This window comes from Gluconobacter aidae (assembly GCF_009547075.1).
Lineage (GTDB): Bacteria > Pseudomonadota > Alphaproteobacteria > Acetobacterales > Acetobacteraceae > Gluconobacter > Gluconobacter aidae.
This window is the reverse complement of sequence record NZ_WIPH01000002.1, coordinates 146,596-169,189: the sequence shown is the minus strand read 5'-3', so window position 1 is coordinate 169,189 and position 22,594 is coordinate 146,596. Positions and strand designations below refer to the sequence as shown.

Annotated in this window: 22 protein-coding genes; 12 read left to right on the top strand and 10 right to left on the bottom strand. The window is 61.5% G+C overall.

Annotated elements, in window-relative coordinates:
- The first annotated feature begins 55 nt into the window (after nt 1–55).
- Both GFJ39_RS02015 and GFJ39_RS02010 read left to right on the top strand, forming a co-directional pair.
- On the top strand, nt 56–1,288 hold the full coding sequence (locus tag GFJ39_RS02015) for an argininosuccinate synthase (protein WP_011251841.1): 1,233 nt from the start codon (nt 56–58) through the stop codon (nt 1,286–1,288).
- 26 nt (nt 1,289–1,314) lie between these two features.
- Nucleotides 1,315–1,815: an FKBP-type peptidyl-prolyl cis-trans isomerase gene (locus GFJ39_RS02010; protein ID WP_153429314.1), complete on the top strand. Its 501-nt coding sequence runs from the start codon at nt 1,315–1,317 to the stop codon at nt 1,813–1,815.
- Nucleotides 1,816–1,845: 30 nt separating this feature from the next.
- Here GFJ39_RS02010 and GFJ39_RS02005 read toward each other — a convergent pair whose 3' ends face one another.
- A complete protein-coding gene (locus GFJ39_RS02005) occupies nt 1,846–2,388 on the bottom strand; it encodes a thymidine kinase (RefSeq protein WP_153429312.1) in 543 nt (180 codons plus the stop codon).
- A 94-nt stretch (nt 2,389–2,482) separates the two neighbouring features.
- On the opposite strand from GFJ39_RS02005, the gene GFJ39_RS02000 reads away from it, so the two are divergent.
- Entirely contained in the window at nt 2,483–2,968 is a 486-nt protein-coding gene (locus GFJ39_RS02000; RefSeq protein ID WP_325062787.1) for a c-type cytochrome, read from the top strand.
- Between the two features lie 48 nt (nt 2,969–3,016).
- A complete protein-coding gene (trpS, locus tag GFJ39_RS01995; RefSeq protein WP_153429310.1) occupies nt 3,017–4,006 on the top strand; it encodes a tryptophan--tRNA ligase in 990 nt (329 codons plus the stop codon).
- 4 nt (nt 4,007–4,010) lie between these two features.
- On the opposite strand, the gene lpxB is transcribed toward trpS, so the two are convergent.
- The 5 genes from lpxB to rpmI form a co-directional block, all read right to left on the bottom strand.
- A complete protein-coding gene (gene lpxB / locus GFJ39_RS01990) occupies nt 4,011–5,258 on the bottom strand; it encodes a lipid-A-disaccharide synthase (protein WP_153429308.1) in 1,248 nt (415 codons plus the stop codon).
- Nucleotides 5,255–7,723, bottom strand: coding sequence for a phenylalanine--tRNA ligase subunit beta (pheT, locus tag GFJ39_RS01985; protein ID WP_153429306.1), 2,469 nt, complete (start codon nt 7,721–7,723; stop codon nt 5,255–5,257). Before pheT ends, lpxB begins: the two co-directional genes overlap by 4 nt.
- 1 nt (nt 7,724) lies before the next feature.
- On the bottom strand, nt 7,725–8,795 hold the full coding sequence (pheS, locus tag GFJ39_RS01980) for a phenylalanine--tRNA ligase subunit alpha (RefSeq protein ID WP_153429304.1): 1,071 nt from the start codon (nt 8,793–8,795) through the stop codon (nt 7,725–7,727).
- A 97-nt stretch (nt 8,796–8,892) separates the two neighbouring features.
- On the bottom strand, nt 8,893–9,249 hold the full coding sequence (rplT, locus tag GFJ39_RS01975; protein ID WP_011251849.1) for a 50S ribosomal protein L20: 357 nt from the start codon (nt 9,247–9,249) through the stop codon (nt 8,893–8,895).
- A 13-nt stretch (nt 9,250–9,262) separates the two neighbouring features.
- The gene (rpmI, locus tag GFJ39_RS01970; RefSeq protein WP_046901279.1) at nt 9,263–9,463 is read right to left on the bottom strand and encodes a 50S ribosomal protein L35; all 201 of its coding nucleotides are present in this window, start codon (nt 9,461–9,463) and stop codon (nt 9,263–9,265) included.
- 310 nt (nt 9,464–9,773) lie between these two features.
- Here rpmI and GFJ39_RS01965 point away from each other — a divergent pair, with 310 nt between their 5' ends.
- Together GFJ39_RS01965 and GFJ39_RS01960 are read left to right on the top strand one after the other, a co-directional pair.
- Nucleotides 9,774–12,200, top strand: coding sequence for a glucose/quinate/shikimate family membrane-bound PQQ-dependent dehydrogenase (locus GFJ39_RS01965; protein WP_153429303.1), 2,427 nt, complete (start codon nt 9,774–9,776; stop codon nt 12,198–12,200).
- Nucleotides 12,201–12,538: 338 nt separating this feature from the next.
- The gene (locus tag GFJ39_RS01960) at nt 12,539–12,763 is read left to right on the top strand and encodes a hypothetical protein (protein WP_153429302.1); all 225 of its coding nucleotides are present in this window, start codon (nt 12,539–12,541) and stop codon (nt 12,761–12,763) included.
- A gap of 53 nt (nt 12,764–12,816) precedes the next feature.
- On the opposite strand, the gene GFJ39_RS01955 is transcribed toward GFJ39_RS01960, so the two are convergent.
- The 3 genes from GFJ39_RS01955 to GFJ39_RS01945 are packed head-to-tail and all read right to left on the bottom strand — an operon-like array spanning nt 12,817 to nt 17,021.
- Nucleotides 12,817–13,251, bottom strand: coding sequence for a SufE family protein (locus GFJ39_RS01955; protein WP_325062786.1), 435 nt, complete (start codon nt 13,249–13,251; stop codon nt 12,817–12,819).
- Nucleotides 13,252–13,308: 57 nt separating this feature from the next.
- Nucleotides 13,309–15,246, bottom strand: coding sequence for a response regulator (locus tag GFJ39_RS01950; RefSeq protein ID WP_153429301.1), 1,938 nt, complete (start codon nt 15,244–15,246; stop codon nt 13,309–13,311).
- On the bottom strand, nt 15,243–17,021 hold the full coding sequence (locus GFJ39_RS01945) for an ATP-binding protein (RefSeq protein ID WP_194285254.1): 1,779 nt from the start codon (nt 17,019–17,021) through the stop codon (nt 15,243–15,245). Before GFJ39_RS01945 ends, GFJ39_RS01950 begins: the two co-directional genes overlap by 4 nt.
- 158 nt (nt 17,022–17,179) lie before the next feature.
- On the opposite strand from GFJ39_RS01945, the gene GFJ39_RS01940 reads away from it, so the two are divergent.
- Nucleotides 17,180–17,590: a hypothetical protein gene (locus tag GFJ39_RS01940; RefSeq protein ID WP_153429299.1), complete on the top strand. Its 411-nt coding sequence runs from the start codon at nt 17,180–17,182 to the stop codon at nt 17,588–17,590.
- 12 nt (nt 17,591–17,602) lie between these two features.
- On the opposite strand, the gene GFJ39_RS01935 is transcribed toward GFJ39_RS01940, so the two are convergent.
- Entirely contained in the window at nt 17,603–18,097 is a 495-nt protein-coding gene (locus GFJ39_RS01935; protein ID WP_153429298.1) for a zinc-ribbon domain-containing protein, read from the bottom strand.
- Nucleotides 18,098–18,220: 123 nt separating this feature from the next.
- On the opposite strand from GFJ39_RS01935, the gene GFJ39_RS01930 reads away from it, so the two are divergent.
- The 5 genes from GFJ39_RS01930 (at nt 18,221) to GFJ39_RS01910 (ending at nt 22,553) form a co-directional block, all read left to right on the top strand.
- Nucleotides 18,221–18,922 carry a cell division ATP-binding protein FtsE gene (locus tag GFJ39_RS01930; RefSeq protein WP_153429297.1) on the top strand — a complete coding sequence of 234 codons (702 nt, stop codon included), beginning with the start codon at nt 18,221–18,223 and terminating at the stop codon, nt 18,920–18,922.
- Entirely contained in the window at nt 18,919–19,827 is a 909-nt protein-coding gene (locus GFJ39_RS01925; protein ID WP_153429296.1) for a cell division protein FtsX, read from the top strand. Before GFJ39_RS01930 ends, GFJ39_RS01925 begins: the two co-directional genes overlap by 4 nt.
- On the top strand, nt 19,824–20,444 hold the full coding sequence (locus GFJ39_RS01920) for a YdcF family protein (RefSeq protein ID WP_153429295.1): 621 nt from the start codon (nt 19,824–19,826) through the stop codon (nt 20,442–20,444). Before GFJ39_RS01925 ends, GFJ39_RS01920 begins: the two co-directional genes overlap by 4 nt.
- 45 nt (nt 20,445–20,489) lie before the next feature.
- Entirely contained in the window at nt 20,490–21,239 is a 750-nt protein-coding gene (locus GFJ39_RS01915) for a lysophospholipid acyltransferase family protein (RefSeq protein ID WP_153429392.1), read from the top strand.
- A 249-nt stretch (nt 21,240–21,488) separates the two neighbouring features.
- Entirely contained in the window at nt 21,489–22,553 is a 1,065-nt protein-coding gene (locus GFJ39_RS01910; RefSeq protein ID WP_153429294.1) for a DUF2125 domain-containing protein, read from the top strand.
- Nucleotides 22,554–22,594: the final 41 nt, after the last annotated feature.

Here is a 22,594-nt window from a genome sequence, read left to right as displayed (position 1 = left end):
CCCCCGAGATGCTAGAAACGCTTCTCAAACGAAACACACCAAGGACCACGCAGTTATGAGCGCCCACCAGGACGTCAAGAAAGTTGTGCTCGCCTATTCTGGCGGCCTGGACACTTCGGTTATCCTCCGCTGGCTCCAGAAGACCTATAACTGCGAGGTCGTCACCTTCACCGCCGATCTCGGCCAGGGTGAAGAGCTCGAACCTGCCCGCAAAAAGGCCGAGATGTTCGGCGTCAAGGAGATCTTTGTCGAGGATCTGCGCGAAACCTTCGTGAAGGATTTCGTGTTCCCGATGTTCCGGGCCAACACGCTCTACGAAGGCCAGTACCTGCTGGGTACGTCCATCGCCCGCCCGCTGATCGCACAGCGCCAGATCGAGATCGCCGAAGCCGTCGGTGCCGATGCCGTGGCGCATGGCGCAACCGGCAAGGGCAACGATCAGGTCCGCTTCGAACTCGGTTATTACTCCCTCAAGCCGGACGTGAAGGTCATCGCACCGTGGCGCGAGTGGGACCTGACGTCCCGCACGAAGCTCCTCGCTTTTGCTGAAGAGAACCAGATCCCGGTCACGAAGGACAAGCGCGGCGAAGCCCCTTTCTCCGTGGACGCAAACCTTCTGCACTCCTCTTCCGAGGGCAAGCTGCTCGAAGATCCGTCGATCGGTGCCGAGGAAATCGTCTTCCAGCGCACGATCTCGCCAGAAGCCGCACCGGATGTCGCAACCGAAATCACCATTGATTTCGTCAGCGGTGACCCGGTGGCCATCAACGGCGTCGAGATGACCCCGGCCACCCTGCTGACCCGTCTGAACGAACTGGGCCGTGACAACGGCATCGGCCGTCTCGACATCGTGGAGAACCGATTCGTGGGCATGAAGTCCCGCGGCATCTACGAAACGCCGGGCGGCACGATCCTGCTGGCGGCCCACCGTTCCATCGAAAGCATCACGCTCGACCGCGAAGCTGCCCATCTCAAGGACAGCATCATGCCGCGCTATGCCGAGATCATCTATAACGGCTTCTGGTTCTCGCCCGAGCGCCGGATGCTTCAGGCCCTCATCGACACCAGCCAGCATTCCGTGACCGGCCGTGTCCGCATGCGCCTGTACAAGGGCAATGTGACCTGCGTGGGTCGTGAAAGCCCGCACAGCCTGTATGATACCCGCGTCGTGACTTTCGAGGACGACGAAGGCGCCTATAATCAGCAGGATGCCCAGGGCTTCATCAAGCTCAACGCCCTGCGTCTGCGGCTCGGCGGCCAGATCGGCCGTCGCGGCGGCACGCTCTGATTTCTCAACAGACTCCCCGGGGGACCATGACCAGTCTGATCCGTCTCACATCCGCTTTTGCCCTGTGTGGCGCCCTCGCCCTGACAGGGTGCGCCGGTGGCCACAAGCAGGTGGATGATTCCGACCTGACGCCCGAGCAGTACATGGCGAAAGTCCATGCCATGCCCGGCGTCAAGACTCTGCCGGACGGCCTGTCCTACAAGGTTCTCCAGTCAGGCCCCAAAGACGGTGAAAGCCCTCATCACGGCTCTACCATCATGGTCATCTACGAGGGCCGCCTCCCCGATGGAGGCATCTTCGACAGTTCCGATCAGCATGGAAACGGCGCCTATATGGAAATGCCACTGGACGGCCTGGTACAAGGCTGGCTCGAAGCCCTGCCCATGATGCATGTGGGCGACGAATGGATGCTCTACCTGCCGCCAAAGCTTGGCTACGGCAAGCGCTCCATGGGCATCATCCCGTCCAACAGCCCGCTGATCTTCAAGATCCGCCTTCTGGGCGTCAACAACAGCGGCCAGCAGTAACCCGGCCGTCCCCCTTCCGGATATATGCCCTCAGGGTCTGTCCGGGAGGGACCAGTGCGCATCACAGCGCGCTTCATAAAGTTCCTGATCGCCCGTTTCCAGCAGATGCCCGGTTTCATGGGTTTTGGCGGTCCAGGCTGCCGGTGCTCCACAGACATGACAGCGCGCCGTCAGGACAATGACCTCATCCGCCTCATCCAGCAGCCTTGTCATGACGTCGAACGGCACACGCCGGTAGTCGGTATCCAGCCCCCCGACCGTCACGTCCGCGCCCCGCGCACGCGCAGCCCGGATGTCCTCAACGATATCGCCCCGGTAATGCGGCGCGACCCAGAACTGTCCTTCATCCAGAACGATATGACTGTAGCGGTCCGCATCCTCGGGCCACGCATTCGCGAAAACGGCCGCAAGATGCGACCCGTCCCGACTCACCAGTTCCGAACCATCGCGCGTATCAAAACCGGGCTTGAGTGCCAGAACATCCGCCTGCCTCTTCGCCGCGGCAATCAGATGCGCGGATTTGCCCGCAAACATAGGCCCCACATACAGTACAAGACGTCCCCTGACGGTCATGATTGCTCCTTCCGATAGCGCCATGAGCCCTATTCCGACCGTTTTGCCAAGCCCGGCCTTGCTGAAACGCCTCTGAAAATGCCACAACGACAGTGTGATCAGAATTGACCCCGCTGTCCGGCTTCCCCTGTTTCTCGCCATTTCCATGGTGATAGTCTTCGTGATCGGCCATGCCTGGGAAAACCGTATCCAGGCCCCCCGCGAATACTCCAATGAATGCAGTATCTGCCATCATGGCGGCCATGGTCAGGTCTCTGAAATCGCCCCCATTTTCGGACGCGTCGGCCCGATTGCCCAAACGCCCGCAGGTCATCACTATCTCGTCGATGTCCTGCTTTATGGACTGGATGGCCCCATCACGGCCGGCGGCGGCCATTACAACGGCGCCATGCCGTCTTTCCAGCGCCTGCCAAACGACGAGATCGCCCGTATCCTGACCTTCGTCGCGAGTCAGGAAATGTCCGGCAGCACTCCAATCTTTACTGCTGCGGACGTTGCCGCCGCACGCACGCATCCGATGTCGGCATCCGAGGTTCTGCAGGAACGCCAGAAGCTGGACCTGCAGACGCCCGTTCGATGAAACGCATCATCCCTTCCCTGATTTTTTCAGAAACTGAAGACTGAATTCATGCAGCGCGTATTTTCCGGCATCCAGCCAACCGGCATCCCCCATCTGGGCAACTATCTCGGAGCGATCCGCAACTGGGTCACGCTGCAGAAAGACCATGACTGCGTCTTCTGTCTGGTGGACCTGCATTCCATCACCATGCCCTGGGGCCCGCAGACCCTGCGAGAACAGACGCTGGGCTCAACAGCCTGCCTTCTCGCAGCCGGCATCGAGCCCACGCGCCTGTACAACCAGTCCGCCGTCAGTGCTCATGCCCGCCTCGGCTGGATTTTCAACTGCGTCTCCCGGCTCGGCTGGCTCAATCGCATGACCCAGTTCAAGGACAAGGCCGGCAAGAACCGCGAGAACCACTCGGCGGGCCTGTATGTCTACCCGAACCTGATGGCGGCCGACATTCTCGCTTTCCACGCCACTCGCGTGCCCGTGGGCGAAGACCAGCGCCAGCATATCGAACTGACCAACGATATCGCCCAGAAATTCAATCACGACATGGGCGTGGAGTTCTTCCCGCAGGTCGAGGCGTTCATCCCGCCCGCCGCAGCCCGCGTCATGAGCCTGCGCGACGGCAGCAGGAAGATGTCCAAGTCCGACCCGTCCGAGCAGAGCCGCATCGTACTGACGGACACAGCCGATGACATCGCTCTGAAGATCCGCCGCGCCAAGACCGATTCCGAACCGCTTCCCAGCGAAATGGAGGGTCTGAGCGAACGTCCGGAAGCCCGGAACCTTGTCTCCATCTATGCAGCCATGTCGGATGAAACACCCGCGGACGTTCTGGCCCGTTTCAGCGGGCAGGGCTTCGGCCCCTTCAAGAACGCTCTCGCGGATCTTCTGGTGGAGCGTCTGGCCCCGGTCGCCAGCGAAACACAGCGCCTGCTTCAGGACGAAGCGCATCTGCTCTCGGTCCTGCGTGCAGGTGCCGAACGTGCGAACAGTGTTTCGGAACCAATCGTTCAGGAAGCCGAACGCCTCGTCGGCTTCCTGCGCTAGGATCCTAGTGGCTGGACGACCGGGACACCGGTTCGTTCAGCAGATCCATGATCTCTGCCGCCGCCGCGTCGGCGGGCGTTCCCACAGGCGGCGCGAGCATCTCAAGCACATCGGCGAACGCCATACGCTGCTTTTCCACCATCTGTGGATCGCTCAACAGCTTCGAGACCATCTCAGCCAGCTTCTTTGGCGTACAGTCTTCCTGAAGCAGTTCCGGCACAACTTCCCGACCGGCCAGCAGATTGACCATCGCCACATGCGGCACCTTGATCAGGCGCCGCGCGATCGTCGCCGTCACCGGATTGACCCGATACGTCACCGCCATCGGCACATTGCCCATCGCAAGCTCCAGCGTGGACGTTCCTGACTTGGTCAGGGCGCACTGGGCCGCCGCAAACGCATCGTGCTTGTCATGAATGTCCGTGACGATATGCGGCTGGATCGGCCATTTTCGGATCAACTGGCGGATCGTCGGCGCAATCACGGGTGCCACCGGAATGACCGGACAGATATCAGGATACTGCACCCGCAAAATATCCAGCATCTTACGGAACACTGGCAGAAGCCGGGGCGCTTCCGAACGCCGGCTACCGGGCATCAGGATCACGACCGGTGCATGGGCCGGAATGTTATGACGCAGCCGGAAACGCTGCGCATTGCCCTGCCGCACACCGGACTGGAGCACGGGATGCCCCACAAACCGGCCCTCAAGCCCGCGCTTTGCAAACCATTCCGGCTCGAAGGGTAACAGGCACAAAAGCCGGTCCCACAGACCCGGAAATTCCTTGACCCGCTTTTCCCGCCAGGCCCAGACCTGCGGTGCCACATAGTGAACGCGCCTGATCCCGGAACGCTCGATTTTCTGCAACAGGCGCAGAGCGAAACCCGGACTGTCGATCGTCACGACAAGATCCGGTTTCCGCAGTTCGATATCCTGCACGGCCTCCAGAAGGCGCTGCGACAGATGCCGCAGACGAGGCAGCACCTCGACAAGACCCATGACCGCCAGATCACTCATGGGAAACAGGCTGTGCAGCCCCAGCGCTTCCATGCGCCCGCCCCCGACGCCGGCAAACACCAGCGAAGGGTCCTGCGCGTGCAAAGCCTGCATCAGACGCGCACCAATGACGTCCCCGCTGGCCTCACCCGCCAGAATCCAGATCACCCGCCCGTAACGGGGCAAAGGCGTGGCCTTTTGGGAAGGGTCCGCCGGGGACTGTCCGTCAGATCCGGATTCTGGAAGAGCGTTCATCGACGCAGTACTGCCCCTGTTGCCTTGAGAACCGCAGCTTCCACCGATTTGGAAACCGCTTCAAGCTGCGTATCCGTAAGGCTCTCACCCTGCGGCTGCAAGACCACTTCCACACCGAGAGAGCGATACCCTTCCGGCAGGCTGCCGCCTTCGAACACGTCGAACAGCCGGACATCCTGCACCAGATTGCGATCCGCCATCCGCACCGCTTTCAGAACGGCCTGGATTTCGACATCCGGCCCTGCGACGAAAGCAAAGTCGCGCCGAACAGGCTGCAATGCCGAAAGGACAGGCACGGATTTCCGTTTGACCTTCGGCTGCGGCACCCGATCCAGATAAACTTCAAACGCCACCACGGTTCCGCTCAGCCCCAATGCCCGCGCAACACGCGGATGCAGTTCGCCAAAGCTCCCCAAAACCGTCTTCGGCCCCTGCCGTACCTGCCCCGACCGACCCGGATGATAGAAGCGCGGAGCATCCGCCGTCACGGACAGCGCCGCTTCCGGCACTCCCAGCGCCACCAGAGCGGCGGTCAGATCCGTCTTCGCCTCCCAGAGCGTCGCTTCATGCGCCGCAATGCCCGGCTCACGCGCCGTCTGCCCGCCCCGAAGTCCGGCAAGACGCAGATGCTGTCCCTCGGCATCAAAGCACGGTCCGACTTCGAACAACGCGCCCTCGCCCGAAACGCCAAGACCGCGCGCCAGATTACGTGACAGTGCCCGCGCCAGATTGACCAGCGGGGTTGGACGAAGCTGATCCAGATCCGTTGCGATCGGATTCAGAAGATGCTGGGTCTCCGGCAGCTCTCCGACCAGTGCCGCATCGTCCTGCGCCACAAAAGAAAAGCCGACCGTCTCTGTCAGGCCACGCGCCGCACAGATCCGCCGCAGCAGAGCCGCACGCGCCTGAAGAGACGTCACGGCAGGAGCCGGAACCACAGTCGCCTGCGGCAGCGCGACCGCCGGAACATTGTCCAGCCCGTAAAGACGCAGCACTTCTTCAAGAAGATCACATTCCGCTTCCATGGCCTGAACATGGCTGGCAGCCTTCGCGGCGACAGTCTCGTCCAGCGTCGGTGCCTGCGCCAGAACCTGTCCCGAAGCGATATCATTCCGCCAGGACGGCACAAGGAAAGTCGCAGCGTCCGCCGTCTGCTCCGTCACCTCAAAGCCGAGATGCTCAAGCGAGCGCACAGCATCTTCAGATGCGATATCCACGCCCCCCAGCGTCTTCAGACGCCCGAAACGCAGCATCGCGGTCCGCTTCCAGTCCGGCAGAGTGCCTGCTTCGGTAATCTCGCTGACCTCACCACCACACAGATCGCGGATCATGACCGTGGCGGCTTCAAGTCCGTTGAGAACCTGTGCCGGATCAATCCCACGCTCGAAACGCTGGCGCGCATCGGTGTGAATGGCCAGACGACGTCCGGTCAGGGCAATCCGCACCGGATCAAAGAGGGCAGATTCCACGAACACATCGGTCGTGTTCTCATCCACGCCACTGCTCTCGCCACCAATCAGACCGGCAAGCGACTGCACGCCGGCTTCATCGACAATGACCATATCCTCGGTGCCGAGCACATATTCGCGCCCATCAAGCCCCGTAAAGGTCTCGCGGGCCGCATGCGTCACCGTGAGGGTATCGCCTTTAAGTTTCGCAACATCAAAGACATGCAGCGGACGGCCAAGATCGTATGTAAGGTAGTTCGTCACATCGACAAGCGCCGAAATCGGCTTGACCCCGACAGCTTCCAGACGCCGCCGCAGCCAGTCCGGGCTCGGACCGTTCTTCACCCCCCGAATGACGCGCCCGACAATATACGGACAGGCCGGATGTTCGGTCTTCCATACCAGCGGAGACGGGAAATCTCCTTCCAGCGCTTCCGTAAGCCAGGGCTTGAGACGTCCGATTCCCGCCGCAGCCAGATCCCGCGCAATGCCACGAATACTCAGCGCATCGCCCCGGTTGGGCGTAATCGCGATCTCGATGACCGGATCATCCAGTTCAGCATAGGCTGCATAAGACTCGCCGATCGGAGCCGCTTCGGAAAGCTCGGCAATTCCGTTGCTCTCTTCGCCCAGCCCCAGTTCCTTCAGGGAGCACAGCATTCCGTTGCTGTCCTGCCCCCGGATCTTGCCCTTCTTGATGGTGATGTCGAGTCCGGGAACATACGTCCCCGGCGGCGCAAAGATCACATGCAGACCCGTGCGCGCATTCGGGGCACCACACACGACCTGCACATCTTCAAAACCACCGCCAGCCGCTACACGACAGACCTGAAGGCGGTCTGCATCAGGATGGCGGTGCGCTTCAACAATTTTGGCCGTTCGGAAACCCACCAGACGGTCGGCCGGGTTCTCAACACCCTCGACCTCAAGCCCGATGACATTCAGCCGGGCGCAGATGTCTTCAACAGAAGCCGTAAAATCAAGATGTTCACGCAGCCATGAGAGAGAGAACTTCATGTCACACGCCCTCCGTCAGCGTGGCCGGCGAAAACGCCGAAAATCCATAATGCCGCAGCCAACGCAGATCGCTCTCATAGAATGAGCGCAGATCCGGAATGCCATTCTTCAGCATCGCCAGACGCTCGATCCCCATCCCGAACGCAAATCCCTGCCACTCGGCCGGGTCCAGCCCGCAATTCGCCAGAACCCGCGGATGGATCATCCCGGAGCCCAGAACCTCAAGCCAGTCAGACCCGCCACCGATCTCGCCTGTCGCCTTCGACCAGCCGATATCGACTTCCATGGAAGGCTCGGTGAACGGGAAATAGGAAGCGCGAAAGCGAACAGGCAGGTTCGGCTTGTCGAAATAAACACGCAGGAATTCGATCAGACAGCCTTTGAGATGACCCAGCGTGATATTGCGATCGACCACCAGACCTTCGCACTGATGAAACATCGGCGAATGGGTCGCATCATGATCGGCACGATAGGTACGGCCAGGAGCGATAATACGGATCGGCGGCTGTGAGCCGAGCATTGTGCGGATCTGTACACCGGATGTCTGCGTCCGCAGCACCCGTGGCTCCCCGCCTTCAGTCTTCGGCGGCAGATAGAACGTGTCGTGCTCGGTCCGCGCAGGATGGTGGTCCGGCGTGTTGAGCGCCGAGAAATTATGCCACTGGCTTTCGATATCCGGCCCTTCGGCAACGGAAAAACCCATCGCGCCGAAAATGGCCGTCATTTCCTCAATGGTGCGGCTGATGGGATGGATGGTGCCCGTCACGACCGCAGGTGCCGGCATCGTCACGTCCACGCGCTCAGAGCGCAGACGGGCCTGAAGCGCTTCTTCCTCGATATCGCGGCCACGGGCCTCGATAGCTGCCGTCAGTTCGTCGCGCAGACGGTTCAGCGCCTGACCGCGCTCCTTGCGCTCCTGCGGCTCCAGCTTGCCGAGCTGCTTGAGCAAACCGGTCAGCGCACCGGACTTGCCCAGTGTGCCAACACGGATCGCATCCCACTGGGCGCGGTCCTGCGCTCCGGCCAGCGCCGCCAGCGTGTCATTCCTGAGTATATCGAGATCGTCAGCCATACCGCCCATCCCCTGCAGCACAAAACAAAACGGGCCGTCCTGATAACAGGACGGCCCGCCAGTCACCAGACCCCCGGAGGGATCAAGCCGGAAAAGCTCAGCCGAGAGCGGCCTGGGCCTTCTTCACGATTTCACCGAAAGCGGCGCTATCGTCAAAAGCAATGGCGGCGAGGACCTTACGGTCGATCTCGATGCCAGCCTTGTCCAGACCGTTGATGAAGCGGCTGTACGTCAGACCGTGCTCGCGGACGGCAGCGTTGATGCGCTGGATCCACAGAGCGCGGAAATCACGCTTCTTGTTGCGACGGTCACGATACGCATAACGCAGCGCCTTCTCGACACGCTCCAGAGCGATACGGTAGTTCGTGGACGAACGGCCGCGATAACCCTTGGCGAGCTCGAGAACCTTCTTGTGACGGGCGTGCGACGTTACGCCCCGCTTGACACGTGCCATTTACCTTATCTCCTCAGAGCCCGTAGGGCGCCCACTGCTTGATTGTCTTCGCATCCATGTCCGTCATGGTCTGGGGACCACGGTTGGTGCGCTTCATCTTCTGCGGACGGTTGATAAGGCCATGGCGCTTGTTGCCCGGGCCGCACATCACTTTGCCGGTCGCGGTGATCTTGAACCGCTTCTTGACCGACGACTTGGTCTTCATCTTGGGCATTTCGGTCTCCCTCGCCGTAAACGATTGGTCCTTCACACAGTCAGGACTCTGCACGGCCGGGCATGCCACTCGTGGCCCGGACGCGTGCGTGGAAGCGGTGTCCTTATCCGAGGCCAAAGTATTCTGCAAGCGCATTATTTTCTTGAACGCTCAATCATAAGTTCTTCCTTTCCTCAAGTCACGACGACGTGAATACCCTCACACTGACGTGAGCAAGATGAACCTTCTGACATCTTGACCCTTGATATCCATCCATGTGCTTTGTCCGGAAGTCACCGTGATGCATCAGAACAACAGATCCAGGAACATCATGAGCACATCATCCCGGCCAGGGCTCTGGGCCCTGATAACGGCCGCGGTCTTCGCGCTTTGCGGCGCGATCCTTACCGTAGGCGGCGCATGGGTCGCCGCTATCGGCGGCCCACTTTATTATGTCATCCTTGGCCTGGCGCTCCTTGCCACGGCTTTCCTCTCATTCCGGCGCAATCCGGCTGCCCTCTATCTGTTCGCAGTCGTCGTCTTCGGAACGGTCATCTGGGAACTCACCGTTGTCGGTCTCGACATCTGGGCCCTGATCCCGCGCTCGGACATCGTCATCATCCTCGGCATCTGGCTGCTGCTGCCGTTCGTCTCCCGCCAGATCGGTGGCACACGGACGACCGTCCTGCCGCTCGCCGGCGCCGTTGGCGTTGCGGTTCTGGCCCTGTTCGCCAGCCTCTTCACGGACCCGCACGACATCAGCGGCGACCTGCCGACGCAGATCGCAAACGCCTCTCCCGCCGACCCGGACAATGTTCCGGCCAGCGAGTGGCACGCTTATGGTCGTACGCAGGCCGGTGACCGCTGGTCCCCGCTGAACCAGATCAACGCGTCCAACGTCAGCAACCTCAAGGTCGCATGGCATATCCACACCAAGGATATGATGAACTCCAACGACCCGGGCGAAGCGACGAACGAAGCGACCCCGATCGAGTTCAACAACACGCTTTATATGTGCTCCCTGCACCAGAAGCTGTTTGCGGTTGATGGCGCCACCGGCAACGTCAAGTGGGTCTATGATCCGAAACTCCAGATCAACCCTGGCTTCCAGCATCTGACCTGCCGTGGCGTCAGCTTCCACGAAACGCCGGCCAATGCAACGGATTCCGATGGTAACCCCGCTCCGACGGACTGCACCCGGCGTATCATCCTGCCGGTCAACGATGGCCGTCTGGTTGAAGTCGATGCCGACACGGGCAAGACCTGCTCCGGGTTCGGCAACAATGGCGAGATCAATCTGCGCGTTCCGAACCAGCCTTACACGACACTCGGCCAGTACGAGCCGACATCCCCGCCGGTCATCACGGACAAGCTGATTATCGCCAACAGCGCGATCACCGATAACGGTTCGGTCAAGCAGGCTTCCGGTGCCACGCAGGCATTCGACGTCTATACAGGCAAGCGCGTCTGGGTGTTCGATGCCTCCAACCCCGATCCGAACCAGCTTCCGGATGACAGCCATCCTGTCTTTCACCCGAACTCCCCGAACTCCTGGATCGTGTCGTCCTACGACCGCAACCTGAACCTCGTATACATCCCGATGGGCGTGGGTACTCCCGACCAGTGGGGCGGTGACCGCACGAAGGATTCCGAGCGTTTCGCTCCGGGCATCATCGCGCTCAACGCAGACACGGGCAAGCTTGCCTGGTTCTACCAGACGGTTCACCACGACCTGTGGGACATGGACGTTCCGTCCCAGCCGAGCCTCGTGGACATAACGCAGAAGGACGGCACGCTCGTCCCGGCCATCTACGCTCCGACCAAGACCGGCGACATCTTCGTCCTCGACCGTCGCACCGGCAAGGAAATCGTCCCGGCTCCGGAAACTCCGGTTCCCCAGGAGGCCGCTCCTGGCGATCACACCAGCCCGACCCAGCGGATGTCGCAACTGACCCTGCGTCCGAAGAACCCGCTGAACGACTCCGATATCTGGGGTGGCACGATCTTCGACCAGATGTTCTGCAGCATCTATTTCCACACCCTGCGCTACGAGGGCCCCTTCACGCCGCCGTCGCTCAAGGGCTCGCTCATCTTCCCGGGCGATCTTGGAATGTTCGAGTGGGGCGGCCTTTCCGTCGATCCGCAGCGTCAGGTGGCTTTCGCCAACCCGATCTCCCTGCCGTTCGTCTCCCAGCTTGTTCCCCGTGGACCGGGCAACCCGCTCTGGCCAGATGAAAACGCCAAGGGCACGGGTGGTGAAACCGGCCTGCAGCACAACTATGGCATCCCGTATGCCGTCAACCTGCATCCGTTCCTGGATCCGGTGCTGCTGCCATTCGGCATCAAGATGCCATGCCGCACGCCGCCCTGGGGCTATGTCGCCGGTATTGACCTGAAGACCAACAAGGTCGTCTGGCAGCACCGTAACGGCACCCTACGTGATTCGATGTATGGCAGCTCCCTGCCGATCCCGCTGCCGCCGATCAAGATCGGTGTCCCGAGCCTTGGCGGCCCGCTCTCCACGGCCGGCAACATCGGCATTCTGACGTCGTCCATGGATTACTACATCCGGGCCTACAACCTGACGACAGGCAAGGTCCTGTGGCAGGACCGCCTGCCGGCCGGCGCCCAGAACACACCGATGACCTATGCCATCAATGGCAAGCAGTACATCGTGACCTATGCTGGCGGACACAACTCGTTCCCGACCCGCATGGGCGACGACATCATCGCCTACGCCCTGCCCGATCAGAAATGATCTGATCGAGCAGTTCAGGACATGAAAAGGGGGAGATGTCATGTGGCATCTCCCCTTTTTTTCGGCACAGTGGCCAGAAAAACATCCTGAAAAACATCCTGTCGGGGCAATGATGGGCCCGCACCATCAGCGTCGTCGGCTTCCTCACCGACGGCACACCCATAGTCTCTCAGTATCAGGATAGCTTCGGCCGGGATCTCTCCTACCTTTGGATCAAAAGGAGTTCCGCTAACCTCCCCGCGTGAGACAACTTGCGTCAGTTCCAAAACATATTGCATTCTTTCGATAAATCCGGGGCGCGGTCCGCATGCCCCGGTATTGCCCTGGAGACAACCATCATGTCATTCCGCCACCTCTCCGTTGCCGCCCTCGCCGTTATGGCTCTTGGCGCCCAGATGGCCCACGCAAAACCCTGTCGTGACGACAAGGGCAAGTTCACGAAGTGTGAAGCCCCGCAGAAGCCCAAGCCCTGCCGCGATACAAAGGGCAAATTCACCAAGTGCTCCGCCAGCAGCACAGCATCTGCGCCCGCCACGCCCCCCTCGACCAGCAAACCGCAATAAGATCACGCACGATCATGCCCCCGCTGGCTCAGGCCAACGGGGATTTTTCATGTCTAGCGGGCAGCACGCTTCTGAATGGCCTGCGCCATGGCCTCGACCCCATTACCCCGGTTCGTCGAAAGCGCCTTGACCAGTCCCATATCATGCAGAAACACAGGACTTGTCTCCAGGATTTCCGCTGTGGGCCGACCCGAATAAACCCTCAGCAGAAGCGCCACGAGCCCTTGGACGATCGCGGCATCCGACGCCCCGGCGAAAAACAGCTTTCCATCCCGCTCGACCGCTTCAAGCCAGACCTGGCTCTGACAGCCCGGAATACGATGGGCATCATCCTGCCACTCTTCCGGAAATGGCGGCAGCTTGCGTCCCATCTCGATGATGTACTGATACCGCTCCATCCAGTCATCAAACAGACCCAGCTCGGCCTCGATCTCCTCGATGGCCGCAGCAGCCGTGTCCTCCTGGGGAACAAGATAGGCATCACTCACGTGTCACAATCTCCAATTCACAGGCCCCCTGCCGCCAGCCAGCGCAGAACCGGCCTGCTATGACGCGCCGGCGTCCACGGAACGCATGGTTTCGGCAACGGCCCTCTGCAAGCTTTCCTGCGTAAAAGGCTTCGGCAGAAGAAGACCGTTTTCAGGGGCCGGCATATCATCTGTGTGCCCACTGATAAACAGCACCCTCAATCCGGGCACGGCCTTCAGCAATGCTTCCGCACAGGCCAGACCATCATGATCCGGCATCCTCATATCAATGATCGCAAGCTCGAAGGGAGATGCCGGATCAACACGTTTCAGGGCACTCGCCAACGAGGCAACAGCCGTCACCTCATGGCCATCCTGGGCCAGGAATCCGGCCGTCACCATCCGCACAGGCGCCTCATCATCCAGTACCAGGACCCTCAGACGCCGTTCAAGCTTCCCTCCCTGAAGCTGCGGCGCGGCAACCCGTTCCTGACCGGCCCGCGCCACTGGAAGCAGCAGCGTCATGCGCGTCCCCCTGCCCACGACACTATCAACAACGATTTCGCCATAACTCCGGCTCAGAAAACCATACACGCTGGACAGACCCAGCCCGGTCCCGCGCCCGACCTCCTTGGTCGTAAAGAAGGGATCAAAAATCCTTGCCGCCACCTCCGGCGGCATGCCTTCGCCTTCATCCACGACCTCCAGCGCCACGACCCGATCCGGACAGCATTCCGCGGGAAGATCCGTCCGCTTCTGCTCGACGACATGCGCACGGATCCGCACCGTCCCGCCCTCCGCCATGGCATCCCGCGCATTCACACACAGGTTCAGGAGCGCCATTTCAAGCTGGTCCGCATCCGACCAGACCAGCGGCAGATCCGGCGGCACGTCTTCCACACACAGCGCGCACGGAGCCGCCGATGCCGGAACACCCCGCTTCTTGAGACTCTGACGCAGAAGATCCGCCAGCCCCGGCAGCAACTGCCCCAGCGACACCGCCGACAGACGCGCCTCGCGCGGACGTCCGAACTGAAGCAGCCGTCGCGTCAGAACAGCCCCGCGCTGGGCGGAATCCGCTGCATTGCGCAACAATGCCAGAGAGGCTTCATCAAGCTCTGCGATATCCTCCAGAAGCTCGAGAGACCCTGAAATCGCCGCCAGCAAATTATTGAAATCATGCGCGATACCGCCAGCCAGCGTCCCAAGTGACTGAAGCTTCTCGGCCTGACGCAGCCGCGATTCCATAACGACACGGGACGTCACATCCCGGTCCATGCTGACCTGCCAGGCATCTGCCCGGGAGGCACCTTCCGGCCAGGCAAGAGCCAGCCGCGTCAGTTCATGCCAGCGCGTGACAGAACGGCCCTCTCCTTGCGTAAGAACCTCTCCGACCAGACGCTCTTCCTGCCCGGAAACGCGCACATCCTCACGCATGGCCGTGATCTCGGGCCAGAGATTTTCGGGAAAATGGGTCTGCTCGTTCTCGGCCCCACTCTCGGATTCATCCCGAACATTGCTGCGGATACACCGCCCGTCCCGATCAGAAAAGACAAGCCCGATCGGAAGCGCTTCCATCAGCCCCCGTAAAAGCGCCTGCTCCGTCCTCAGGGCACGCTGCGCCAGACAGTGCTGCGTGACTTCCCCGACCAGCGAACGCAGAGCATCCGAATCCCACGGTTTGTGGACATAGGCCTGCACCTGTCCCTGGTTCAGGGCGGAGACGACGGCCTCCAGATCGGCATATCCCGTCAGCAGAATGCTGCGGGCATCCGAAAACGCCCGGGCCTGCATCAGCAACTGGTCTCCGGTCAGACCAGGCATCCGCTGATCGGAAATGATGGTCGCGACATCCCTGTGCGCCCGCAGCAGATCCAGCGCCTTCAGCGGGTCCGTAGTGGACAGGATTTCATACTGGTCTTCCAGCAGATCCGTCAGGGCGACAAGGATCTCCTCCTCATCATCAACCAGCAGGATCAGCGGACGCGACGGCCCTTTGGCACTCCAGAAAGTCATGCTGCACGACCAGTCGCCACCGGCCCCTCCTCGGTCATGCGAACGGGCAGACTCATCCGGAAACACGCTCCGATCCCACGGCCGTCCGGCAGATTGGCGTCCGTTACCTCGATTACCCCGTCATGCGCCTCCATGACGCTATAGGCAATGGCCAGCCCCAGACCTGTCCCGGTTCCCACGGGCTTGGTCGTGAAGAACGGATCAAAAATCCGCGTCCGCAGATCAGGCGGCAGCCCCGGCCCGTCATCACTCACACTCATTTCGTAGCGCCCGTTTTCCAGACGCGAGGCAATAACGATCCTGCCCCGCACGATATCTCCGTCGGTGGACATGTCCGCCAGCGCATCGGCCGCATTGGAAATGATGTTCATGACAACCTGATTGAGAAACGCCGGCTGGCAGACCAGTTCGGCTGGCGCCTGAAGATCCTTCTGCACGACAATCCCCAGCCCCAGCTTGTGCGCCAGAAGAGCGAGCGCCGTATCCAGAGCGGCCGGAACATCGACCTTCTGGAACGAACTCTCATCCAGTCGTGAAAACCGCCGCAGGCTCAAAACAAGGTTCTGGATCCGCTGCAAGCCAAGTTTCATGGATTCCAGACGCGACATCCCCTTTTTCGTCAGCGACATCGCCTCATCGGAAGCATTCACCCCCTGCAACCGCTTGAGGGTCCGCGTCACCGTATCCGCATGTGCGATCGTAAAGGCCAGCGGATTGTTGATCTCATGCGCAATGCCCGCCACCAGCTCGCCCAGCGACGCCATTTTCGCCGTCTGTACGAGCTTGGACTGCGCCTGGAGAAGCCGCTCGTTCGTCCGCGCCAGCTCCATGTTGGCCTGCGCCAGCGCCTCGGCCATTTCCGCCTTGGCACGCGCTGCCTCCAGCGTCAGGGCGTTCTGCTGACGCTCGATTTCCTGCTGACGGAATTCGTCCTGCGCCATCCTGCGCTGCGCCAGCGTCCGGATCCGCATGGCCAGCGCCTCAAGCGCAATATCGCTTGGTACGAGATCATCAATTCCGGCCTCGAAGAACTCACCGGAAGACTGCCGCCGGAAACGCGAGGCCTCCACAATCCCGAGCGTCCGGAACGGAATCCCTCCCGCTTCCAGCACCGCCTGCCGACGCGCATCCAGAAGACGGCAGAACTTCAGATCCTCGTCCCCGCTGCCCAGCTCCAGCACCAGACAGTCCGGACTGTCCGCCCCCCGAAGCCAGCCGCCTTCAATGAGATCATCGGAACGCTCGATGGAGGTGACGGTATGCCCGTCACGCCAGAGCAGCTCTCCCAGAGTGGTCTCAGGAACATCCTCGGCAACTTCTTCCTCGTCTTCATCCTCACGCGGAGAATTGACGATCACGATCCGCGCCCGGCGCAGACGGGATGCCTCATCGACCTGAAGGAGTTCCGGCCCTTCCCGCAACAGGGCCCGCATCCGCAGAACCATGAGATCCGGATGAGCCGACTTGGAGATATAGGCGTCCGCGCCGCTCTCCAGCCCCTCACGCTCCACACCCGGCGACGCATCTTCAGTCAGCATCAGGATCGGGATATTGCGGGTCAGCGCATCCAGCCGCAGCCGCCGCGCCAGCTGGCCGCCACTCATGCCCGGCAGTTCGGTACATGCGACCACCAGATCCGGCATGGTCTCCTCGATCGTGCCCAGCGCCTCCTCGCCACTCGTGGCGCAGGTCAGGGCAAACCCCTCCTTGACCAGAACCTGGGCAATCTGCCGGGCATGGTCACAATCGGGCTCCACAAGGACCACCCGGGGCATGTTGGACGTCACCATAGGCATCTCGAACTCAGGAAAAGGCATGACAGCACGGGAAAGTTTGCATTGGCGTTCTCTTGCAGCTAGTCCGAGGTGAACCGTTCGTCCGTTTTCAGAGGCGAAGACTAACTCCCGTTGCCGGACCACTGGAAGCCATATCTATGGACATGCAGCCCCCACCCCATATCACGGACCGCCTTCTGGGCCGCAGCAGCCGCAGCGATTCATCGCTCACCACGTCCTCCATGATCCGGACGGGTATCTGGTCGGTCTGCTATTTCGCCTTCTATCTGGTCCAGCAGATCGCCGAGCTTATGGCGCCTCTCCTGCTGATTCTGGGAGTAGGCTGGTACATTCTGCCACATATCGTCAACGCGATCACCACGAGCGCCGCCACGGCCGATCCGCAGGCCCGTGACATCATGAACCATGTCGCCGGGACCCTCCCGAACCATCTGCAGATCGGTTCTCACCTCGTCACACCGGGCTCCCTGATTTTCGACGGTATCCTCCTCATGGCCATCGCCGCGATCGGGGCCACGGTCTCGGCCCTCGCTGCCCGCAACATGTAAGATTCGCGGGGGTCAGGAGAAATGTCCGACCCCAGGCAGAAATCCGAAAACGCCAGCGCCCTTGCAGTACCACAGCGCGGCAACCCCGGACCCTGCCAGAACAAGACTGGCGCCCCAGGCCGCAATCCAGACTCTGGTGGACCCGATCATCGACGGACCAGCCGTATCTGCGGGCGCCTGCATTTCTCCGGCCGAGCGCGAATGCAGAACCGCGGAACGGCGCGCATTGCTGCGGCTGGCCATGGCCCCGGTCGCCCGGAACGCCCCTTCGGGCCCCGAAACCGCCGACTCCGCAACGGAAGATGCAGCCGCAGCCTCCTCTTCCGGAACCTCGAAAACTTCAGGCGCGGCGACAGCCCCCTCGGGCGCCTCTTCCAGTTTCGAAGCCGCGGGCGCACCCAGTTCCCAGCTGTCTCCACAGTTGGCGCAACGCAGACGCTTGACCCCTTTTGCCAGCGCCTCCGGGACCTCAAAGACTGCATGACAGTGGGGACATTCAATGCGCATTCAATCAATCCCTTCGACAGCCGGCTCCGATCCGGCCTAGCCTGATCCGTGTGCTTGCCTGTTATGACGAAATGATCGTTATTAAATGGTTAATAGATTGCCCGCCTTTTCAATGAAAGCATCATGATCCGCCTCCTGAATGTCTCGATGATGCCTCCCGGCGTGGGACAGCCCGTTCTGCGGAATCTGACGCTCACCGTCCCGCAGGGAGAGTTCCGCTGGCTGCTCGGACCGTCCGGAGCCGGCAAATCGAGTCTGCTGCGCCTCCTGACGCTCGAAACACGCCCCTCTTCCGGTCAGATGGACCTGCTTGGCGTGTCCGTCAGTCAGGCCAGCCGGTCCACGCTACGGAACCTGCGGCGGAGGATCGGGTTTGTTCCCCAGGACTATCGCCTGATCGGGGAATGGACTGTGTTCGACAACGTGGCTCTCCCGCTGAGACTGCGCGGCGCCTCCGAACGCGACACCAGACGTGAGGCCTTTTCCGTTCTGGAATGGCTGGACGTCGCGCATCTCGCTGACAAGCGCCCCGGAACCCTTTCGGGCGGCGAACAGCAGCGCGCCGCCATCGCCCGGGCCCTGATCGGCCGTCCGGAAGTCCTGCTGGCCGATGAACCCACCAACGCCCTTGAGGATGCGCAGGCCCGTCGCCTGCTGGCCACGTTTCAGGAACTGGTGGACATGGGCACGACCGTCATCGTCGCCACCCATAATGAAGCGCTGGTCCGCGAAGCCCCGGCCTCGTCCATCGTCCTTCAGGACGGCACACTCGCAGGGGCCGATCCTCAGGACGGAATCGCCGCACACCGGAGCGACAGAGCATGAGCGCGCCTGTCTCCCCCGGCCTGCGCTCCGGCAGCCTGCCGCTTCTGGTCGCACTCATGACCCTGCTGGCCGGGCTCTCAATCGCCGGGCTGACAGGCGTGCAGACTCTCGCCGAAGGCTGGGCTGGCGCCGCACGCAACGCCACCACGATCGAGATCCCGTCCGACACGCCCCAGCTTGAGGATCGCACCCGCGCCCTCATCCAGACGCTTCATAAAACGCCCGATGTCACGACTGTCCGGGAACTTTCTCCCCCGCAGGTGCAGACCCTTCTCGCCCCATGGCTCGGGCAGGTCACGGACAGCGGGCATCTTCCCGGCCTTTCCCTGCCCGTCGTTCTGATCGTCGCCCATACCGGAACACCTGATCTGGGTAAGGTCGTGCATGAGGCGCTGCCGGAAGCCGTCGTGGAAGAGGACCGCCGCTGGGGAGACCGGCTCAACGGTCTGGGGAGCAGCCTCGTCGCCTGTGCCTGGCTGGCGGTCAGCCTTATCGCCGCCATCGTGGTCCTGTCAGTCGGCATGACCGTCCGCCGCTCCGTGATGGCCCAGCGCAAGGCCGTCGAGATCGTCCATTTCCTCGGTGCCGGAGATGTAACGATCTCCAGTCGTATCGCTGGCAGGGCCGCCCTCCTGAGTCTCGCCGGCAGCCTTGCCGGACTGTTGTTCCTGAGCCCGGTCATCACCCTGCTCGCACGGAAACTGGCGCCCTTTTCACATGAAGCGGGCCCGTCATCCCTGCCCGCGGCAACATGGCAGACCATGCTGGCCAACTGGTGGAACACCCTGCATGTCCTGCCCCGCCTCCTTCTCGAAGAGCTTGGCGCGCTGCCTCTGATTGCCGCATGCCTGGGCTGGCTCACCGCGCAGACCGTCGTGCTCGTCTGGCTCCGGCGCCTGCCATGAAGCGGCTGTTCCTGAGATGCGTGGGTCTGACGTGTCTGGCAGTGGGAGGGCTCTGGCTGGCGGGATTCGCATGGTTCATTCAGGACGCGAGCAAGGCGTCCGTCACGGCCCCCGTCTGCGATGGAATCGTCGCCCTGACCGGCGGAGAACAGCGCGTCGATACGGCCATCACGCTTCTGCGAGGTGGATACGGGCACCTGCTTCTGATCTCGGGGGTCGGCCCTCATGTCACGCTGCAACATATCCTGCACTCCCAGCGGGAATCCCTGTCCTCCCCCCCGACAGAGCGCATCACGCAGCGCATCACACTGGGCCGCCGTGCTACCAGCACGATCGGCAACGCCCACGAAACCGCCCAGTGGGCCCGTGACAATCACCTCCACCGCCTTCTGGTCGTCACGGCCGGCTACCATATCCGCCGGGCGGTTCTCGAAATCCATCGCGTGGCTCCGGATCTGGCTCTCGTCCCCTATCCGGTCGTGCCCCTCGCCCTTCAGGCACCCCTTTCCCGCCGGACCCTGTTCCTGATGTTTCGCGAATACAACAAGTTCCTCGGCGCGGAAATCTGTGTCCTCACCGGCCTTCCGGATGGCCGGGAAGGACTGGACGGCACCTGACAGCCCTTGTGTCGGAATCACTTTTCTGGTGTGCAGAACACCATGATGAGCATTCTGCGTGGCGTCCTTTTCAATCTCTATCTTTTCTGGATCACCCTGTTCATGGGCCTCGGAACCATTCCGATCCGCCTGATGAAAAACCAGACGCTGGCTCTCTCCTGCGCGAAACTCTGGGCGCGGGCCGTTCTGGCCGGTTTCACCCGGATCTGCTCGGTACGCATCGAGGTCACGGGGCGCGAGAACCTGCCTCCCGGTCCGCTGCTAATCGCCTCGCAGCACCAGTCCTTCTTCGACGGTTTCATCTGGATGACGCTCGTTGACCGACCCGACTACATCATCAAGTCCGAACTGACCCGCATCCCCGTCGTCGGCCCGATGCTGCTCCTGACCGGCATGATCGCCATCGACCGGAAGGCCGGCCCGAAAGCCCTGCGCGACATGATGCGGGACACCAAGGCGGCCCATGCCGATAATCGCCAGATCATCATTTTCCCTGAAGGCACCCGGACCCTTCCCGGAGAGCGCCATCCGATTCAGCCCGGCATCGTCGCCCTGGCACGCCAGGCAGACGTTCCCATCGTGCCCGTCGCCACCGATTCAGGCCTGTTCTGGGACCGCAATGCCTGGCTCAAACGTCCGGGAACCCTGCACGTCGTCATCGGCCAGTCTCTGCCTCCGCAGCAGGAACGCAAAGCCTTCACACAGGCTCTGGAGAGCGCGTGGGACGACCTGTGCACAACCCATACCCTGCCCCGTGATCCTGTGGATAACTCTGTGGACCCGGAAAATGTCTGATCGACCTGAAAAAAACTTAAATCTTTCAACAGCCTTCCGGAGCTGGCGCAATCATGACGGACCGCCCTTAACAGAATCTCCACATACCTTGATCTTCCGCACTTTTCACCGGTCTCCGATTATCGGGATTCCATTTTTGGTCAGGCATCCGTGAGCATTTTCAAACTCATGGAGGCCACTTTCAATGGCTGGGGATAAAACAGGTAGGGCTTGACCAATCCCACAGTCACCCCTGAAAAGACATGCCCAATGGCTCGTCCATTCTTTACTGTCCGTTACGGCCGATCTGCTGTGGTCTTGATTGCCTTTCTCGCAATATCCGCAGAGCTCGATACACTCTTCTGGCTCCAGACCGTCCACAGGCTGGAAGCCACGGCCCAAACCGCCCTGACCGCCGCCCGCGAAAATGGCTGGAAGGTTGAGACGACTCCACTGCACAGGGGTGGCTGGCCCTTCGGAGCCTGGGTGGAACTCAACCGCCTGAACGGCACACACCCCGCCTCGGCCGTCTCTTCTTATGGTGCAGGGTGGGCCGGTGAGAACATCCGTCTGGGCGGATCATGGTTCTCCCTGCTCCACGCGGGACTTCCACTCTCCCTGACAGGACATCAGGCCGCCCGCCTCGCCGTGAATGAGAATGTTCTGACCGTACTGGCTTCCGGCCTTCAGATCCGCTTCCGCAATCCGGAAAACCTGGTCTTTTCGGCACCCCGGCTTCAACTGGCCTTTTCCGGCAGATGGCCGGACAGACAGTTCTCCACACAGACCCTGTCCGGACGCCTCATCCGGTTTCCCGCTGCCAGCCCGGACGCCACACGCCTCGGCCTCATCGCGCATGCCGCCACAGTCAACGGCTTTCCCCTGCCTTATGGCCTCTCCAGCAACCTGCGCAACGCACGTCTGGCAATCGCCCTCACAGCATCGCAGTCATCGCCGGGACTTTCCCTGCTCGACCCCACATCCTACGGACGGCTCATCCTGCAGGAAGCATCAGCCACTCCTGCCCCGGCCTCCCCGGACAACCGGATCACCCTGACAGGCGCCCTCGCCCTACCGGAACAGAACGGTACGCTCACCCTCACCATGACCCACTGGCAGGAACTGGCTTCCCGTCTCCTCGATCGTCCGGAAATAGAGTCGCATCTCGCTCCCGACCTTCAGGCAACGCTGCAAAAACTGCTGCAGAAAGCATCCGGCATCCCGGGCATGAAGGAGCGCCCCTTTTCGCTCTCCATGCCCGTCGTCAATGGTCAGATCCTCCCGGATGCGCAGGCGGTTTCAGCACTTGTCAGCCAGAGTTTCAGAACCCCCTGACACGGCCGGAAAAATCCCGGATACCACATTGATTTTTGTCA

Excerpts from the sequence above, each read along its gene's own strand:
- GFJ39_RS02015 (WP_011251841.1), top strand. The coding sequence starts at position 56 with ATGAGCGCCCACCAGGACGTCAAGAAAGTTGTGCTCGCCTATTCTGGC.
- GFJ39_RS02010 (WP_153429314.1), top strand. The coding sequence starts at position 1,315 with ATGACCAGTCTGATCCGTCTCACATCCGCTTTTGCCCTGTGTGGCGCC.
- GFJ39_RS02005 (WP_153429312.1), bottom strand. The coding sequence starts at position 2,388 with ATGACCGTCAGGGGACGTCTTGTACTGTATGTGGGGCCTATGTTTGCG.
- trpS (WP_153429310.1), top strand. The coding sequence starts at position 3,017 with ATGCAGCGCGTATTTTCCGGCATCCAGCCAACCGGCATCCCCCATCTG.
- lpxB (WP_153429308.1), bottom strand. The coding sequence starts at position 5,258 with ATGAACGCTCTTCCAGAATCCGGATCTGACGGACAGTCCCCGGCGGAC.
- pheT (WP_153429306.1), bottom strand. The coding sequence starts at position 7,723 with ATGAAGTTCTCTCTCTCATGGCTGCGTGAACATCTTGATTTTACGGCT.
- pheS (WP_153429304.1), bottom strand. The coding sequence starts at position 8,795 with ATGGCTGACGATCTCGATATACTCAGGAATGACACGCTGGCGGCGCTG.
- rplT (WP_011251849.1), bottom strand. The coding sequence starts at position 9,249 with ATGGCACGTGTCAAGCGGGGCGTAACGTCGCACGCCCGTCACAAGAAG.
- rpmI (WP_046901279.1), bottom strand. The coding sequence starts at position 9,463 with ATGCCCAAGATGAAGACCAAGTCGTCGGTCAAGAAGCGGTTCAAGATC.
- GFJ39_RS01965 (WP_153429303.1), top strand. The coding sequence starts at position 9,774 with ATGAGCACATCATCCCGGCCAGGGCTCTGGGCCCTGATAACGGCCGCG.
- GFJ39_RS01960 (WP_153429302.1), top strand. The coding sequence starts at position 12,539 with ATGTCATTCCGCCACCTCTCCGTTGCCGCCCTCGCCGTTATGGCTCTT.
- GFJ39_RS01950 (WP_153429301.1), bottom strand. The coding sequence starts at position 15,246 with ATGACTTTCTGGAGTGCCAAAGGGCCGTCGCGTCCGCTGATCCTGCTG.
- GFJ39_RS01945 (WP_194285254.1), bottom strand. The coding sequence starts at position 17,021 with ATGCCCCGGGTGGTCCTTGTGGAGCCCGATTGTGACCATGCCCGGCAG.
- GFJ39_RS01940 (WP_153429299.1), top strand. The coding sequence starts at position 17,180 with ATGGACATGCAGCCCCCACCCCATATCACGGACCGCCTTCTGGGCCGC.
- GFJ39_RS01935 (WP_153429298.1), bottom strand. The coding sequence starts at position 18,097 with ATGCGCATTGAATGTCCCCACTGTCATGCAGTCTTTGAGGTCCCGGAG.
- GFJ39_RS01930 (WP_153429297.1), top strand. The coding sequence starts at position 18,221 with ATGATCCGCCTCCTGAATGTCTCGATGATGCCTCCCGGCGTGGGACAG.
- GFJ39_RS01925 (WP_153429296.1), top strand. The coding sequence starts at position 18,919 with ATGAGCGCGCCTGTCTCCCCCGGCCTGCGCTCCGGCAGCCTGCCGCTT.
- GFJ39_RS01920 (WP_153429295.1), top strand. The coding sequence starts at position 19,824 with ATGAAGCGGCTGTTCCTGAGATGCGTGGGTCTGACGTGTCTGGCAGTG.
- GFJ39_RS01915 (WP_153429392.1), top strand. The coding sequence starts at position 20,490 with ATGAGCATTCTGCGTGGCGTCCTTTTCAATCTCTATCTTTTCTGGATC.
- GFJ39_RS01910 (WP_153429294.1), top strand. The coding sequence starts at position 21,489 with ATGGCTCGTCCATTCTTTACTGTCCGTTACGGCCGATCTGCTGTGGTC.